Source organism: Legionella sp. 39-23 (assembly GCF_001897665.1).
In the GTDB taxonomy this organism is placed as follows: domain Bacteria; phylum Pseudomonadota; class Gammaproteobacteria; order Legionellales; family Legionellaceae; genus Legionella; species Legionella steelei.
Window position 1 is genome coordinate 59,160 of sequence record NZ_MKTO01000037.1, and the last position, 14,152, is coordinate 73,311.

Below are 14,152 nucleotides of genomic sequence, written 5' to 3' on the forward strand. Positions count from 1 at the left end.
ACAACTGAAAAACATAAATAATCTCTGGCCATGCCTTAAGGATTTAACTAGAATGAAACAGTTTAACTACTGATAAATAAATACTTTTTACACAGGCATCCATTCATGAATATCCACACGGTTGTTGAAGAGCAGAGAAAGTTTGCAGCTGGCGGAAAAGCGAAAGCAATTGATTTTCGTAAGCAACAACTTCAGAAATTAAAAACCATTCTTAAGCAAAATGAGCAACTCCTCTCTGAGGCACTCTATGCGGATATCAAAAAATCGCAATTTGAAACGTATTTGACTGAACTTGCCATAATTTATCATGAACTTGATAAAGCAATTAAATACGTACACAAATGGGCGAAACCCAAAGCAACACGCACCGAATTGGTAAACCAACCAGGAAAAAGTTTTATCTTGCCAGAACCTTATGGTACAACGCTGATTATCGGAGCATGGAATTACCCTTATCAGTTAACGTTAGTTCCTTTGATTGCCGCTATGGCAGCTGGCAATACCAGTATTATCAAACCCAGTGAGCTGCCACAGCATACTTCTGCAGCGCTAGCAAAAATAATCAATCAAAATTTTGAGCCGGCTTATCTTTATGTCGTAGAAGGCGGCGTTGATGTCACTCAAGAGCTTCTTAGTATACGCTTTGACAAACTGTTTTTTACCGGCAGTACTACTGTAGGTAAAATTGTTGCTAAGGCTGCGGCAGAACACCTGACACCCATTACCCTGGAATTGGGTGGAAAAAGCCCTTGTCTTGTTTTTGCTGATGCAGATCTGAAAATTTCAGCACAGCGAATTATCTGGGGCAAGTTTTTAAATGCAGGACAGACCTGTATTGCACCTGATTATCTTTTAGTTGAGGAAAAAATTTATCAACCCTTATTAACAGAGCTTAAAAATCAAATCAGCAAAATTATTGGTCCCAATCCTCTTGAGAGCGATAGTTACGTGCGTATTATCGATCAAAAACACGTACAACGCTTAAAAAAACTCATTGATCCTCAAAAACTATTCACTGGTGGACAGGTCATCGACACAGAAAACTACATTGAGCCAACCATTCTGAAGGATGTGAGTTTTGCCGATGAAATCATGAAAGAAGAGATTTTCGGCCCAATTTTACCCGTTATTCCTTTTACTGATCTCGAGCCGGTCTTACAAGAAATCAAATCACGTCCACGTCCTTTGTCTCTTTATGTTTTTGGAAAAGATTCAAAATTGCAAACACGAATTGTCAATGAGGTTTCTTTTGGTGGTGGGTGTATTAATGATGTGATTATGCATATTTGCGATTCACACCTTCCATTTGGTGGGGTAGGTGAAAGCGGTATGGGAAGTTATCACGGTGAAGCCGGTTTTAAAACATTCAGCCATTTCAAAAGTATTTTGAAAAAAACGTTCTGGTTTGAGTTGCCCATTAAATACATGCCATATACCCAACTGAAATTAAAAATAATTCGCGCACTTTTAGGGTAACTCAGCGTGCTTGCAAGAGACTCCTATGTGTTTAAATATTAAAAGGATTTTTTCTTTATTATGCACTATTGTTGTTTGTTCAACTGCTTTTGCAAATGTACAAAATTTCGGTTCCTTTTGGTTGACCGGAATCTTTATTGGCCCCTTTTCTAATGAATACAAACAATGGAAATATTATGTGGAACCGCGGTTAATCCTAATTGATGATCGGTATGGAATGGATGAAGCACATATCTATTCCGGCGCTGGATATCAAATTACCCCTAATTTTACACCCTATATTGGGTATGCCTATTTTTTATCAGAAAATACTCAAGGAGTTATTTCACATGAAAATGTATTGTGGCAACAATTTCAGTGGAAACTCTATCACTCTAAATTGTTTAATGTATCCAATCGTTCCCGCCTTGAGCAACGAAAAAATACTCTATACTCCGACTGGGCAACACGTTTGCGGGAACAAATCACCCTTAAAATTCCTTTTAAGAATACCAAATATTCACTTTCAACCTTCGATGAAGTGTTTTTGAACTTCAATCATCCAATATGGGTTAGTGATAAATTTTTTGCTGAAAACCGAGCCTTTTTGGGTATAGAAAGGCAGCTCTCAAAAGCTGCCACATTTGATATAGGGTATATAGACCAAGTGAAATTTCAAAGACAAAACCAAAAGTTATTCACTCATGGCTTATACTTGAAACTTACCGTAACCCAATAATGATGCGTACTTCATAAGCTATAGCTTAGGTGCTTCCCAATTTTTTGGTTCTTTTTCTGCCATGCGTCGTGCCCTATGAGCAATAGCTTCTTGCAACTCAAGAAAAAAAGGAGAAGCCCCAAGAGAGATATTGGGCTCTGATTCAAGTTGCTTACCCCATGACTCGTCTAATTCGGGTCGAATCTTTAATTCAACATCCAACATTGAATCTAAAGCATGAGTCAGTTGTTGATAGGCAATTAAAAATAATTTGCATTGCTGCGCAAAACAGGAATTTTCATCCAAAATCAATGCAGAGGTACTGAGAAAACCAATAATTCGTTCGTCTTTATGATCTTTTTTATGTTGCAACACGAGAAACAACAAATCTTTTAATAAGGAATAGATCAAGGGGTAGTCTTTATCATTCTTTCCATCTTGTCCATATTGATCCACTAAGTTTTGCAACAGCTTAATGCATTCTTTACTCACAGACATTTTGGCTCCAAGTAAACAAACATTTATTTATTAAAGACCCTGATAGCTCATTAAGCAAGGAAAGATAATTCTTTGAAACATTTTTTAAAAATATGACTTGTTTGTCTTGTACGTGTTGAATATTAGGTCTATAACTTTAAAAATAAAGAGAGCAACTTATGTCAGAAAAGAAACGTAATAAAATCAAAACTAATCATTTCAAGGAACCCCCTACTCCAGTTCCATCTGCAGAAAATTCCTCTGTCATTTTAAGCATTATCAAAGCATTACCAGGAAGTATCTATTGGAAAGACAAAAATGGAGTTTATTTAGGTTGTAATGATGCGATGTTGGAAATGACTGGGATGAAATCTGTAATTGGAAAAACAGATTTTGAAATGCCTTGGGCTGCGTCTGCAGAAACGATTCGTAATAATGATTTAAAAGTAATGACACTTAATTCCCCATTGGAGTTGGAGGAAATTGGTACCATCGCGAATGGAGAACGCGTAGTCGTATTAACTAGGAAAACACCTCTGCACGATGCACAAGGTAATGTCACTGGTATTATTGGTATCTCATTAAATATAACCAATCGCAAGAAACAAGAAGCTGATCTTTGGTCGAGCCAAGAACAAACACAATCCACCTTGGAAAACATTCTGGCCCATATGCCAGGACACGTTTACTGGAAAGATAAAAACGGGGTTTATTTAGGGTGTAATAACCGACAAGCTCAAAGCGTAGGATTTCTATTTGGCTATGAAATCGTAGGCAAAACCGATTTTGATTTACCATGGGGTAAGAATCAAGCCGAATTATTTCGTCAAAATGATCTGCACATCATGCAAACTGGTGAAACCGAGATTATTGAAGAAAAGGCACTCACAGAAGGTAAAGATGCTATTTTTTTAAGTCATAAATCGCCAATGCGTAATAAAAGAGGGGAAATTACAGGTGTATTGGGGATTTCCATTGATATCACCGACAGGAAAAAAATTGAAGCGGAACTCAAGATTGCAAAAGAAAAAGCAGAAGCCGCGAGCCTGGCAAAAACTGAGTTTCTTGAGAATATGCGCCACGACATCCGCACCCCGCTCTCTGGGATTGTTGGCTTTACCGACATCATCAAAGCTGAAGCAGAAAGCCCTAGAATTAAAGAATATGCAGAGAATCTGATTGCCTCAAGCCATGCCCTACTTGATTTTATGGATGATGTACTCGAAGCGATTCATGTAAGCTCTGGTGAACTTCCCAAAGTGAGGAAAAAATTTATCTTAGAGAAAATAGTTCAGCATGTAATTGATTTGAATAAAGCCAAAGCGTCCTCTAAGCGTTTGACTTTATCTTTAGAGTTTGACCCCAATATCCCACGATTCTTTATCGGAGATCCCATTCGCATTCATAGAATTTTACTGGAACTGATTTCCAATTCATTAAATTTTACAGATGCTGGGTTTGTGAAATTAATAGCCATACTAGCGAAACGAGAAAACCGTGAAGTGGTCATCAAATTTGTCGTGGAAGATAGTGGCATGGGGATTCCCAAAGACAAGCAACAAGAAATTTTCTTGCAATTCAAACGCTTAACGCCTTCCTATAAAGGAATTTATAAAGGAGCAGGTTTAGGTCTTTCTGTAATCAAACAGTTCATTGATGAATTAGATGGGGAAATATATGTCGAGAGTACTGTTGCTAAAGGAACAACGTTCACATGCATCATCCCCTTAAAAACAGCACTCTTAGAAGATGAAACCGGTATTGATAAAGATTTTGAGCCTAAGATTGACCATCTTGAACAAAATACTGTAAATACCCCCTCTTCTCTAGCTCCATCAACAAAATCATTAAAACATCGTATCTTACTCGTTGAAGACAATTCTGTGGCGCAAACTGTAGCAAAAGTCATGTTGAGTGAATGTCACTGTCAAGTAGATACAGCGATTGATGGACAATCTGCATTACAACTATGGAAAAAAAATAAATACGATTTGATTTTTATGGATGTTGGATTACCTGATATGGACGGTTATCAAGTAACCCATCACATTCGTGTGCATGAAGTTGCAAAAAAATATTACACTCCCATCATTGCACTTACAGCCCATGTAGGTGAGGAAAACAAACAACGATGCATTGAGTCGGGCATGAATGCTGTAATCAGTAAACCACTAACACAAAAAAAATGTTGTGATATTTTAAGCTCATTCATTCCTTCCATACAAAAAGCAAAGGAAATCCCTGAACATAGACTTTTTGATTTACCTGCAACAGTAGAAGAACTTTTTGAGCTGTCTCAATTCCCAATATTTGATGTTGAAGAGGGAATTAAAACTACCGGTACAGAAGATACACTTTGCGACATACTCAATCTCATGCTCAATCAATCACTTGTCGAAGATATTGCGTTGCTCAAAAAAGCACATGCCCAAGGGGACTGGGAACAAACTCAAAAAATTATTCATAAAATTAAGGGAGGCGTAGTATATGTTGGCGCAACTCGAATAAAAATAGCATGCCAATATCTTGAGCGCTACTGGAAATCAGGGCAGCGCGATTTATTGGAGCAATTGTATCAGCAGGTGCTTAAGGTAATCAATGAAACGACTTTTGAGATGAAACAATGGGTAAACGCAAACGCCTCTCATTAATCCAACACCTACAAAATGTACAAAACCCAACGCCCGTCCTGTGCTATATCTTGGAGCTCTCTCGTTAGACTCGAGATGATGAAGTTCAAAGACACACTCAAAAACCGCCAATTGACTCACTTTCATGACCCGCTTTTTGCATTATTTTCAGGTTCTCTTCTGTTGCTTTTGCAGGATATTTTTTAAAGCGAAGGGCAACAGGTCTTAAATAGTCTGGATAATGAGGTTTAATTAAATATTCATAAGTCGCAGCCATCGCTTTGTTTCTGCCGCTAGGATAAACTTCGAAATCGTATGCCTTTTCTGTCCACAGACACATCACGGAACATTCTTCAATCAAATAATCAAGACAAAGTTGGAATGCTCGTTCAGAATCAACATCTTTCGTAGAAAATCGGCTCAGATATCGCGTTAAAAAATCATCAATGTTGGCATGCATTGCTTGCCGGAATAATTCATTGGAATCATATTCTTTTTGGACACGTACGTGGCCGTTAATGTAATTCTGACTGTTGTACCAATCATCCCAACGCATGATCTCAAAAGGTATGGTTAATTGATTGTACGCCATTTCATTACGCTTTAACCAATCATCCCCTTCTTTTACAGCAAGCTGGTATAATTCATCGGAAGATGCATGGTTCATAATGCCAATTGTATGGCGTTGCACGCTATCATCCACGAGGATGGTACACTGTTTAAATGAGGTATTAATTAGTTTAATTACTGCTGCAAATTTTTCGCCTTCATGGATTGCTTGTCCAACACTAATGGGCATAAGGCATGAGGATTGAGGAAACAATTTTCTTTCCTCTACGGGGTTTTCTCTAAAAGAAGCTTTCACAATCCTGTTCTCAACTAAACTCATCTTCCTTATCTCCTTTTACTCGATAAGCACTATAATTTGCATAAAAAGAGATCATATTTTATTTTATTAAAATCATCCTGTCTATTAATAAATCATTGACATAATACTTAATTAAGGTTTTTATTATATAATGTACTTAGAGTGGACCATTGATGCGAGTATAAAAATGACCTATAGAATCGATAATCCTGGCGGTGGCGATTGCGGGTTTTATGCGTTCGCAGTGGGTTTAATCAAAATAATTCAAGAAGAATATGCGCTTCATAAAAAAAGTGAAACTTTTGCTCGGTGGCAACGTAATGGCCTTAATAATACAAGCTTGGAAGACATTCTAAGTATTGATATCAATAAGTTATACAACTCGCCTTATGCTTATAAAAAAGACATTTTAGATAAATTGCAAATGTCTTTAAGAGGTATTTCTGCAAACGCACACAAAACCCATCTTTTGGATCAAATACAAGTTGAAGCCATTAGGGGTGGCGGTACCTACGTAGAAAGCACATCTGTATTCCATAAATTTATGGAGTTAGTACATTTTTACCTTAAAAAAGAGGATGCAAAAAAAGGTGCCCTAGATAAGGTAATCAAATTTAATGAATTAGCTTTATCACCTGAAGTTCTGAGCTTAGCAAAACAAACAGCCAAATCACTGAAGCCAAAGCTTAAAAGCTCGTTGAATGAAGCAGAAACGCACACAATAGAAAATGCCCATGTCAAAGCGGCCTTACTCAACGACGTAATGTCCGGCCGTGAAGCAAACCCTCGCTCCGTCATTTTAAAAGGTGCAGACAAGATTAAAGAGAAGGGTCGATGGGCAACCCACAGTGATTTAAAAGAAGTAGCCGATCAGCTTAGGGTAAATCTCAATGTAATCCAAGTAGACGCTGTTAAACCTATAGTGAATGGAGCACCTCTCCAGGGTCGTCCTACTGTTACGTTAAATAACGAAGGTGATACACATTGGACAACTCAAGTAGAGCAGCTCTCTGTCTCTAGTCAAGAACAAACACCAGATGAACGCCCCTCTGCTAAACCACAGGCAGCCAAAAGAGAGGTAACTCTCTCTGCAAAACAAGAACACGTTATTAACGCAACGGTAAGCAGTCAACCTAAAGCGGAAAAAGTTGAGCGTTATCGACAACACATAAAATCGCTTATGGAAGCTGCATCAACGCAGGGCTTATTTTCCACAGTGAAAAATACAATTACAAAACTTGATGATGAGAGCCTTAAAAAAGAAAAAGCTAAGTCAGGTGAATCAGATGAGGATTTTGCTAAGCGCTTACAAGAAGCTGAATACAGGCGCGCTCTGAAATAGCAATTTAAACCATCTTTGAAATAAAGCTTGTGGAAAACACAGGCTTTTTTTTTATTAAAATGATGTGGTATAAAAATCTTACGCGTTTTTCATTAAAGGATGTTTTGATGAGCACCATTCAACGCTTTATTAAAGCCCAACAAGGCCAAGAAATGTATACGCCCTTCCAGCAGGCATATAATGAGCTCAGAGCCGGTAGCAAACAAAGTCATTGGATATGGTATATTTTTCCTCAACTCAAACAACTCGGGTTCAGTACAACAGCCCAATATTTTGGGATTATTGATTTCAAAGAGGCGTGCGACTATTTACACAATGAAGAACTTTTTCAAAATTATTATGCAGTGGCTCAGCTAGTAGAGCAACAGCTAAAAACGATTCCTGTTTTGACGCTGATGAGTGGGCAGATTGACAGCAAAAAACTGGTCTCAAGTCTGACCTTATTTCATGCTGCAGCTTCTTTCCTGTTTCATCAAGGAGATACCTCTCAGGATTTTTTAGCACTTGCCAGTTGCTGTGAGCGAACTCTTGCAGAGACGGCAAAACAAGGTTATTTTCCCTGTACGCTTACTCTCAATTTTTTAACATCAAAAAAGTGAATCAAATTTTATAACTTCTGTTTTCTCTTTTTTAAAGCAGTGTATGATTGCTTACAGGTCATAACACAACTATTGGAAACAAAATAATGAGAAAACTCACCTGTGTTTTTTTTCTATTACTCAATCAAATAGCAAACGCAGCTCACCTCACTCCAGTAGAAAAAAATATAGCTCAATATATTACCACCCAGTCTCAAGAACAGCTGTCATTATTGGAACAATTAGTCAATATAAACAGTGGCACTACCAACATTACAGGAATTCGGCATGTAGGGAACATTGTACGCAAACAATTAGACCAGCTTGGATTTAAAACGTATTGGGTTAATGAACCGCCTGCACTACATCGAGCAGGAACCTTAATTGCTGAGCGCAGTGGAACTAAAGGCAAAAAACTGCTTTTAATTGGGCATCTTGATACAGTATTTCCTGAAAATAGCCCCTTTCAACATTTTGAGCGGAAAAAAGCTGTTGCAACAGGGCCAGGAGTTATTGATGACAAAGGCGGAGTAATTGTCATTCTTTATGCATTAAAAGCGTTGCAAGGGGCAAAAGCGCTAGATGATGCGAATATCACTGTTGTTTTAACTGGTGATGAAGAAGACTCTGGGAAACCTACTTCGATTTCAAGAAAACCTTTAATCGATGCAGCAAAAAAGTGTGATGTTGCTTTAGATTTTGAGTGGGCAATTACGTCAGATACTGCAACTGTTGCTCGCCGAGGCATAAGCCATTGGACATTAGAAGCACATGGTAATGAAGCGCACTCATCAGAAATTTTTCAAAAAAAAGCAGGTTATGGTGCGACATTTGAATTAGTACGAATTTTAAATACCATGCGTACGCAGCTTGGTAGAGAGAGTTTTTTATCATTTAGTCCTGGCCTTATTTTAGGTGGGACTACGGTTAAGAATAATCATATTCAAGGCGAGGCCTTTGGCAAAAGCAATGTCGTTGCAAAAATTGCTGTAGCAAATGGAGACTTACGCTTCATTAGCGAAGAGCAAAAAAACGATGCCGAGGAAAAAATAACCAATATTGTTGCCGATCATCTGCCAGGAACAACAGCCTCCATTAAGTTCCAAGATGGAATTCCAAGTATGCCACCTACTGCTGCCAACGAATCCTTATTAAGACAATATAGTTTAGTCAGTGAGGACTTAGAGCAAGGAATGGTACTTCCTCTTGATCCAGGAACGAGAGGTGCAGGTGATATTTCGCACATTGCTTCTATGATAAATGGTGCATTGGCCGGTTTAGGCCCTGTAGGCACAGGAGCACATTCTGTGAATGAAACCTTAGACGTTCCTTCGCTTACAACTCAAACTCAACGTTCGGCTTTATTGATTTATCGGTTAATCAATAAACCAAAATGAAATGAATTTTTCGACAGACTCATGATATAACGAATGGTGCATAAATTGTTTATATAAGCTGTTACTCCATCTGCGCTATAATAGATAAAAGGTTCCCTTTAATTCAGCAATGACTCTCGCTAAAATTTGGTGGAGAGTTATTGGGTTTTCTTAAATTCTAGTTGCTGCGCACATTGAAGGATTTTTGTTAAACATTTAATATACAATTTTTATGGGTTGGCTTGAATTTGATTCCCTATATTCATCGCAGTTCTTACTTAAAATTACCTTCTAATTTTTATGAAGTGATCGCCCCGACTCCGATCGCAAATCCTTATTTAGTCAAATTCAACCATGAATTAGCTGCTTTTCTTTGTGCGCCAAACTCCCCTTCTACCCCCGAAAAAGAGCGCCTATCTTTTTATGCCGGAAACACGGTTCCCACACACCTAAAAAGTATTGCCTTAGCCTATGCAGGACATCAATTCGGATACTATGTTCCTCTTTTAGGAGATGGTCGTGCTGTATTACTTGGCGAGATACGCAGTCAAGATGGAGCACGATGGGATATTCAGCTCAAAGGATCAGGAAGAACCAGGTTTTCACGAACAGGTGATGGCAGAGCCCCGCTTTCTGCTGTATTAAGAGAATATCTCATCAGTGAAGCAATGCATGGATTAAATATTCCCACTACCCGTTGTTTGGCTGCAATTGCAAGCAAAGAGCAAATCTATCGCCAAAACGGCCCCGTCCCTTTAGGTGTATTAACTCGTGTTGCCTCCAGTAGTTTACGCGTTGGTTCTTTTGAATATGCGGCTGCTCAAAAAGAGAGTCACTTACTAAAATCTCTAGCGAATTACGCTCTGGAACGACATTATCCTGAGCTTTTATCCTGCGAAAGCCCTTATCTTGAATTATTTAAACAGGTCGTGGATCGGCAAGCACATCTTATCGCTGAATGGATGGGTGTAGGCTTTATTCATGGAGTCATGAATACGGATAATATGACAATTTCCGGCGAAACAATTGACTATGGACCCTGTGCGTTTATGGACGAATTTGATTTTGGTACCGTATATAGCTCCATTGATGTAGCCGGTCGTTATGCATTTGGAAATCAAGCTTCTATCGCAAAATGGAATTTAGCGCAGTTTGGCAAAACTCTATTGCCTTTATTTGAAAGTAACGAAGCCCCCCAACAGTTGCAAGAAACTCTCGACTCATTTAACACAGTTTTTTCTCAATACTGGAATAAAAAAATAAGCGAAAAGTTAGGTCTGTCTGATGATAATGCGAACACCTTAGAACTTATTAAAAACTTCTTTGGCTTATTACAAGAACATAAACCTGATTATACCAATACATTTCGTCTTCTCAATCAAGCGATTGACTGTAGAAGCCGCCAGAACGAGTTAATAAACACATTGGGCAATCAGCCTAATAGTGAACGGTGGGTTTCTGACTGGTTGCAGCACATAAAACACCAAAATGCGGATCTCATGGCAATAAAAACCAGGATGAATCAAGTAAATCCCGCATATATCCCAAGAAATCACTTAGTTGAAAATGCAATTAACACGTTTATTGAAGACAATGACCCTACGTTAATGGACGCTCTTTTAAGTGTATTGAAAAACCCTTTTCAACAGCAAAAAAATACTGAAAACTTACAGGGTTTGCCTTTACCTCACGAACGAGTCCATCAAACATTTTGTGGTACTTAAATTAATTTAATATGTAGCCCGGGTGCAACGCAGAGGCCCCAGATTTAAAGGTTTATATCCAGAACTCCGGGTTCCGCTGCGCTGCACCCAGGCTACGAACCTACATATACTCAAATTTTGAGTTCAGTGAGAGCTTAAAGAGCTTTCTGATAAAGCACTTCCTTTAATAACGCCCCACCCTCATAAAACTCTTCTAACTTAGTCGAGTCTGTAGCCTCAAAACCTATGGCATCGTAGAATTTGCGTGCCTGAATATTGTCCTCAAATACCCATAAAAGTATCTTTTTATATCCCTGGTTTGCGAGTTCAGAAATTGCAGCCTTGCATAATTTGGTACCTAATCCAACTCGCCAATAGTCCGGGTGTAAATAAATCGCACTGATTTCACCCATAGTATTGTCTGCGCTAAAATCACGAAAACAACAAATGCTCGCAAAGCCAACGAGTTGATTGTCTACTTCGATAACTAATACATTCCCTCCCTGTTTTATCAAATCATACCATTGCTGAGTTCGCTCTTTTATGGATAAATTTTGTAATATAATTTCTGGAATAAAATCTCGATACATTTTTTGCCAAGAGCAGATATGGATTTGTGCTATAGCTTCGGCATCTTCTGATGTAGCAGTTCTTATATTAAGTGTTGAGTAATTTTTAATCATAGTAACAAACCTTAATGACGTACTTAATTTCCATCATTATTTAGTTTTTAAATTCAATATTTAGATAATGTCTTGCTAATATGCTATGTTAGAATGAAAAAATTGTCACTAAAAAGGATTTCTCCATGAAAAAAAACAAACAAAAAAAACAAATGATCATGGGGGCGTTGGTCTTATTTACAGCCTCAATAGCCACTGCAGATACGGTCACGAGTGATGTATCTACCACAGATGGAACCCCCATAGGTAAAGTTACTTTTGAAGACAGTAAATACGGTTTACTGATTAAACCTCAATTGACTGGACTTCCTGCTGGCATTCGTGGGTTCCACATCCATCAACATCCTGATTGCGGTGATCATGCTAAAAATGCTGGTAGCCATTTAGACCCAGCGAACACTAATAAACATCTTGGCCCATATGGCGAAGGTCATTTGGGAGATTTGCCAGTGCTCGTTGTTGACAGTAACGGAACAGCAAACACCCCCACATTGGCGCCTCGTTTAAAGACTCAAGATATTAAGGGTCATGCCGTAATGGTTCATGCTGGTGGAGATAATTATAGCGATACCCCTCCTTTAGGTGGCGGTGGTGATCGCATTGCTTGTGGAAAAATTCCGGCATAAGATATCGAGAGTTTTTTGAACAATCATGTCGTTTAGCAAGTGTTTGCAGTGCTCCGCCATCCCGATCATAGTGAGGGCTCTCCATGATGAGGTGACGAGGGCGCGAACATTCTTTTTTATGGATATATTAAATTTTCTGTCACCGCGTAGGCAGGAATGACAGAAAATTTAAATCAAACTATTTTCTTTTTTTTTATTAATTGGCATGATACGCCCCTCAAAAAAATAATAAAAAGGGATGTGTTATGGCTAGTTTTTTTTCAAAAGTAGAGTCACATTGGAATACTCACTCAGGCCTAAGAAGCAAATACTCTCAGCTGATCCCCATTCCACAACCATCTTATTTTCACCCCATTCATGAGCTAAGTGAGTTCACTGACTTACTTGTTCGCCCGCTCCATAATCCCATTTGGTTAGGAGTGAATGCATTATTACTCTTTTTGAAAGCTTTTCTTTATTTGGCAGCTACTTTATTACTCCTTGTGCCTGCTGTGCTATTAGCCGTTTTTGCCCCCAGGTCTGCAGCCAGTTCCAATACATGTTCCTCATTTAAATCATGCGCCGCCCATGTGGTTGTCGATGCAACTATGGGGATTATTGGAGCCTGCGCCGCTGTCGCTGCGGTTGTTTTTAATCCAATATATTTGCTAACGCGTTGCCTAAGCAGTGTTGTAGAGCATCTCAATGAAGTAACTAAAGAATGTTGTGGTTTAACCATTGCCCGATTTTAATTCTTAATACAACAACGCTCAATGACGTCAGTTTCGGAGTAGCCTGAGCAAAGGTCTGAAAGACCGTAACCCGGGCTTCACTTCATTACACCCAGGCTACAGAATAACTCATTGACTGTATCTGCCAATAAATTCAGTCTGGCCAATAATATGATTTTGCATTGCGGTCTCTATCTCTTTTTTCGTCGCATCTTCACCTAAATTTAAAAAGGTATCCAACGCATAGAGCTTGAAAAAATAACGATGAGTACCACTTGGCGGGCAAGGCCCCCCATAACCTGTTTTTCCCCAACTATTTCGCGCACTAATTGCTTTTGATGGAATACCAATTCCTGTTTTAAGTTCATGGCAGTCAGAGGGGATATTAAATAAAATCCAGTGCACCCATAATCCTGCTGGCGCATCAGGATCATCCATAATTAAAACAAAAGACTGGGTATTTGTGGGTGCGTCTTTCCACATTAATGGGGGTGAATGGTTGCCCCCATTACAAGTATATTCTTGAGGAATAAAAGCATTATGGATGAATGCAGGACTCTCAAGTATCATGACACACTCCTTGTGCGAGCAGTTTAATTGCAATTTAGACTAAATTTGCGCAAAAATACAGGAAAAACCAAAATTAGAACTTTAATTTTCCACTTAAAATCTGCCAAAGCATGACAAAATCACCCATTAAGCTGTATAGCGGGTAATGAAATGTAGCTGGTTTATTTTTTTCAAACACATAATGCCCGATCCAAGCAAATCCGTAGCCTGTAACAAGCATGAGAACAAGCCATAGCCAATTCCAGGTAAAAAGGAACAAGAGTAAACATAAACAGGCTAAAGAGGTTCCGACAACATGCAAACGCCGGCACATGATTGTCTTATGTTCATTGAGATAAAAAGGATAGAACTCATTAAAGTTCGCAAATTTCTTATCGTTCATAATCGTAAGAAAATAAATCTAAGTCTCCTAAATT

General features: G+C 38.6%; 14 protein-coding genes. 9 read left to right on the forward strand and 5 right to left on the reverse strand.

All coding sequences use genetic code 11. The features are described from left to right. The first annotated feature begins 105 nt into the window (after nt 1-105). Both BGO44_RS13035 and BGO44_RS13040 read left to right on the forward strand, forming a co-directional pair. The gene (locus BGO44_RS13035) at nt 106-1,476 is read left to right on the forward strand and encodes an aldehyde dehydrogenase (protein WP_273197249.1); all 1,371 of its coding nucleotides are present in this window, start codon (nt 106-108) and stop codon (nt 1,474-1,476) included. A 25-nt stretch (nt 1,477-1,501) separates the two neighbouring features. Next, on the forward strand, nt 1,502-2,194 hold the full coding sequence (locus BGO44_RS13040; RefSeq protein WP_273197251.1) for a DUF2490 domain-containing protein: 693 nt from the start codon (nt 1,502-1,504) through the stop codon (nt 2,192-2,194). 18 nt (nt 2,195-2,212) lie between these two features. On the opposite strand, the gene BGO44_RS13045 is transcribed toward BGO44_RS13040, so the two are convergent. Continuing rightward, entirely contained in the window at nt 2,213-2,671 is a 459-nt protein-coding gene (locus tag BGO44_RS13045; protein ID WP_273197254.1) for a hypothetical protein, read from the reverse strand. 158 nt (nt 2,672-2,829) lie between these two features. Between BGO44_RS13045 and BGO44_RS13050 the strand changes: the two genes are divergently transcribed. After that, complete coding sequence (locus tag BGO44_RS13050) at nt 2,830-5,301, forward strand: PAS domain-containing sensor histidine kinase (RefSeq protein WP_058509449.1); 2,472 nt, start codon at nt 2,830-2,832, stop codon at nt 5,299-5,301. Between the two features lie 97 nt (nt 5,302-5,398). On the opposite strand, the gene BGO44_RS13055 is transcribed toward BGO44_RS13050, so the two are convergent. Next, nucleotides 5,399-6,169 (reverse strand): hypothetical protein, encoded by a 771-nt coding sequence (locus BGO44_RS13055; RefSeq protein ID WP_273197257.1) that lies wholly within the window; start codon nt 6,167-6,169, stop codon nt 5,399-5,401. A gap of 130 nt (nt 6,170-6,299) precedes the next feature. Here BGO44_RS13055 and BGO44_RS13060 point away from each other — a divergent pair, with 130 nt between their 5' ends. The 4 genes from BGO44_RS13060 (at nt 6,300) to BGO44_RS13075 (ending at nt 11,168) form a co-directional block, all read left to right on the forward strand. Further along, nucleotides 6,300-7,490: a hypothetical protein gene (locus BGO44_RS13060; RefSeq protein WP_273197259.1), complete on the forward strand. Its 1,191-nt coding sequence runs from the start codon at nt 6,300-6,302 to the stop codon at nt 7,488-7,490. A gap of 107 nt (nt 7,491-7,597) precedes the next feature. Next, a complete protein-coding gene (locus BGO44_RS13065; protein ID WP_058509447.1) occupies nt 7,598-8,089 on the forward strand; it encodes a DUF1810 family protein in 492 nt (163 codons plus the stop codon). Nucleotides 8,090-8,175: 86 nt separating this feature from the next. Further along, nucleotides 8,176-9,465, forward strand: coding sequence for a M20/M25/M40 family metallo-hydrolase (locus tag BGO44_RS13070; protein WP_058509446.1), 1,290 nt, complete (start codon nt 8,176-8,178; stop codon nt 9,463-9,465). 221 nt (nt 9,466-9,686) lie between these two features. Next, nucleotides 9,687-11,168 (forward strand): protein adenylyltransferase SelO, encoded by a 1,482-nt coding sequence (locus BGO44_RS13075; RefSeq protein WP_273197261.1) that lies wholly within the window; start codon nt 9,687-9,689, stop codon nt 11,166-11,168. A 134-nt stretch (nt 11,169-11,302) separates the two neighbouring features. Here the strand turns inward: BGO44_RS13075 and BGO44_RS13080 are convergent, their stop codons facing one another. Beyond that, entirely contained in the window at nt 11,303-11,830 is a 528-nt protein-coding gene (locus BGO44_RS13080) for a GNAT family N-acetyltransferase (RefSeq protein ID WP_058509444.1), read from the reverse strand. Between the two features lie 125 nt (nt 11,831-11,955). Here BGO44_RS13080 and BGO44_RS13085 point away from each other — a divergent pair, with 125 nt between their 5' ends. Both BGO44_RS13085 and BGO44_RS13090 read left to right on the forward strand, forming a co-directional pair. Then, complete coding sequence (locus BGO44_RS13085) at nt 11,956-12,456, forward strand: superoxide dismutase family protein (protein ID WP_058509443.1); 501 nt, start codon at nt 11,956-11,958, stop codon at nt 12,454-12,456. Nucleotides 12,457-12,701: 245 nt separating this feature from the next. Continuing rightward, nucleotides 12,702-13,187 carry a hypothetical protein gene (locus BGO44_RS13090; RefSeq protein WP_273197264.1) on the forward strand — a complete coding sequence of 162 codons (486 nt, stop codon included), beginning with the start codon at nt 12,702-12,704 and terminating at the stop codon, nt 13,185-13,187. Nucleotides 13,188-13,295: 108 nt separating this feature from the next. Here the strand turns inward: BGO44_RS13090 and BGO44_RS13095 are convergent, their stop codons facing one another. Further along, entirely contained in the window at nt 13,296-13,736 is a 441-nt protein-coding gene (locus BGO44_RS13095) for a YbhB/YbcL family Raf kinase inhibitor-like protein (protein ID WP_273197266.1), read from the reverse strand. Nucleotides 13,737-13,809: 73 nt separating this feature from the next. Beyond that, a complete protein-coding gene (locus tag BGO44_RS13100; RefSeq protein WP_058509440.1) occupies nt 13,810-14,118 on the reverse strand; it encodes an Mpo1-like protein in 309 nt (102 codons plus the stop codon). Nucleotides 14,119-14,152: the final 34 nt, after the last annotated feature.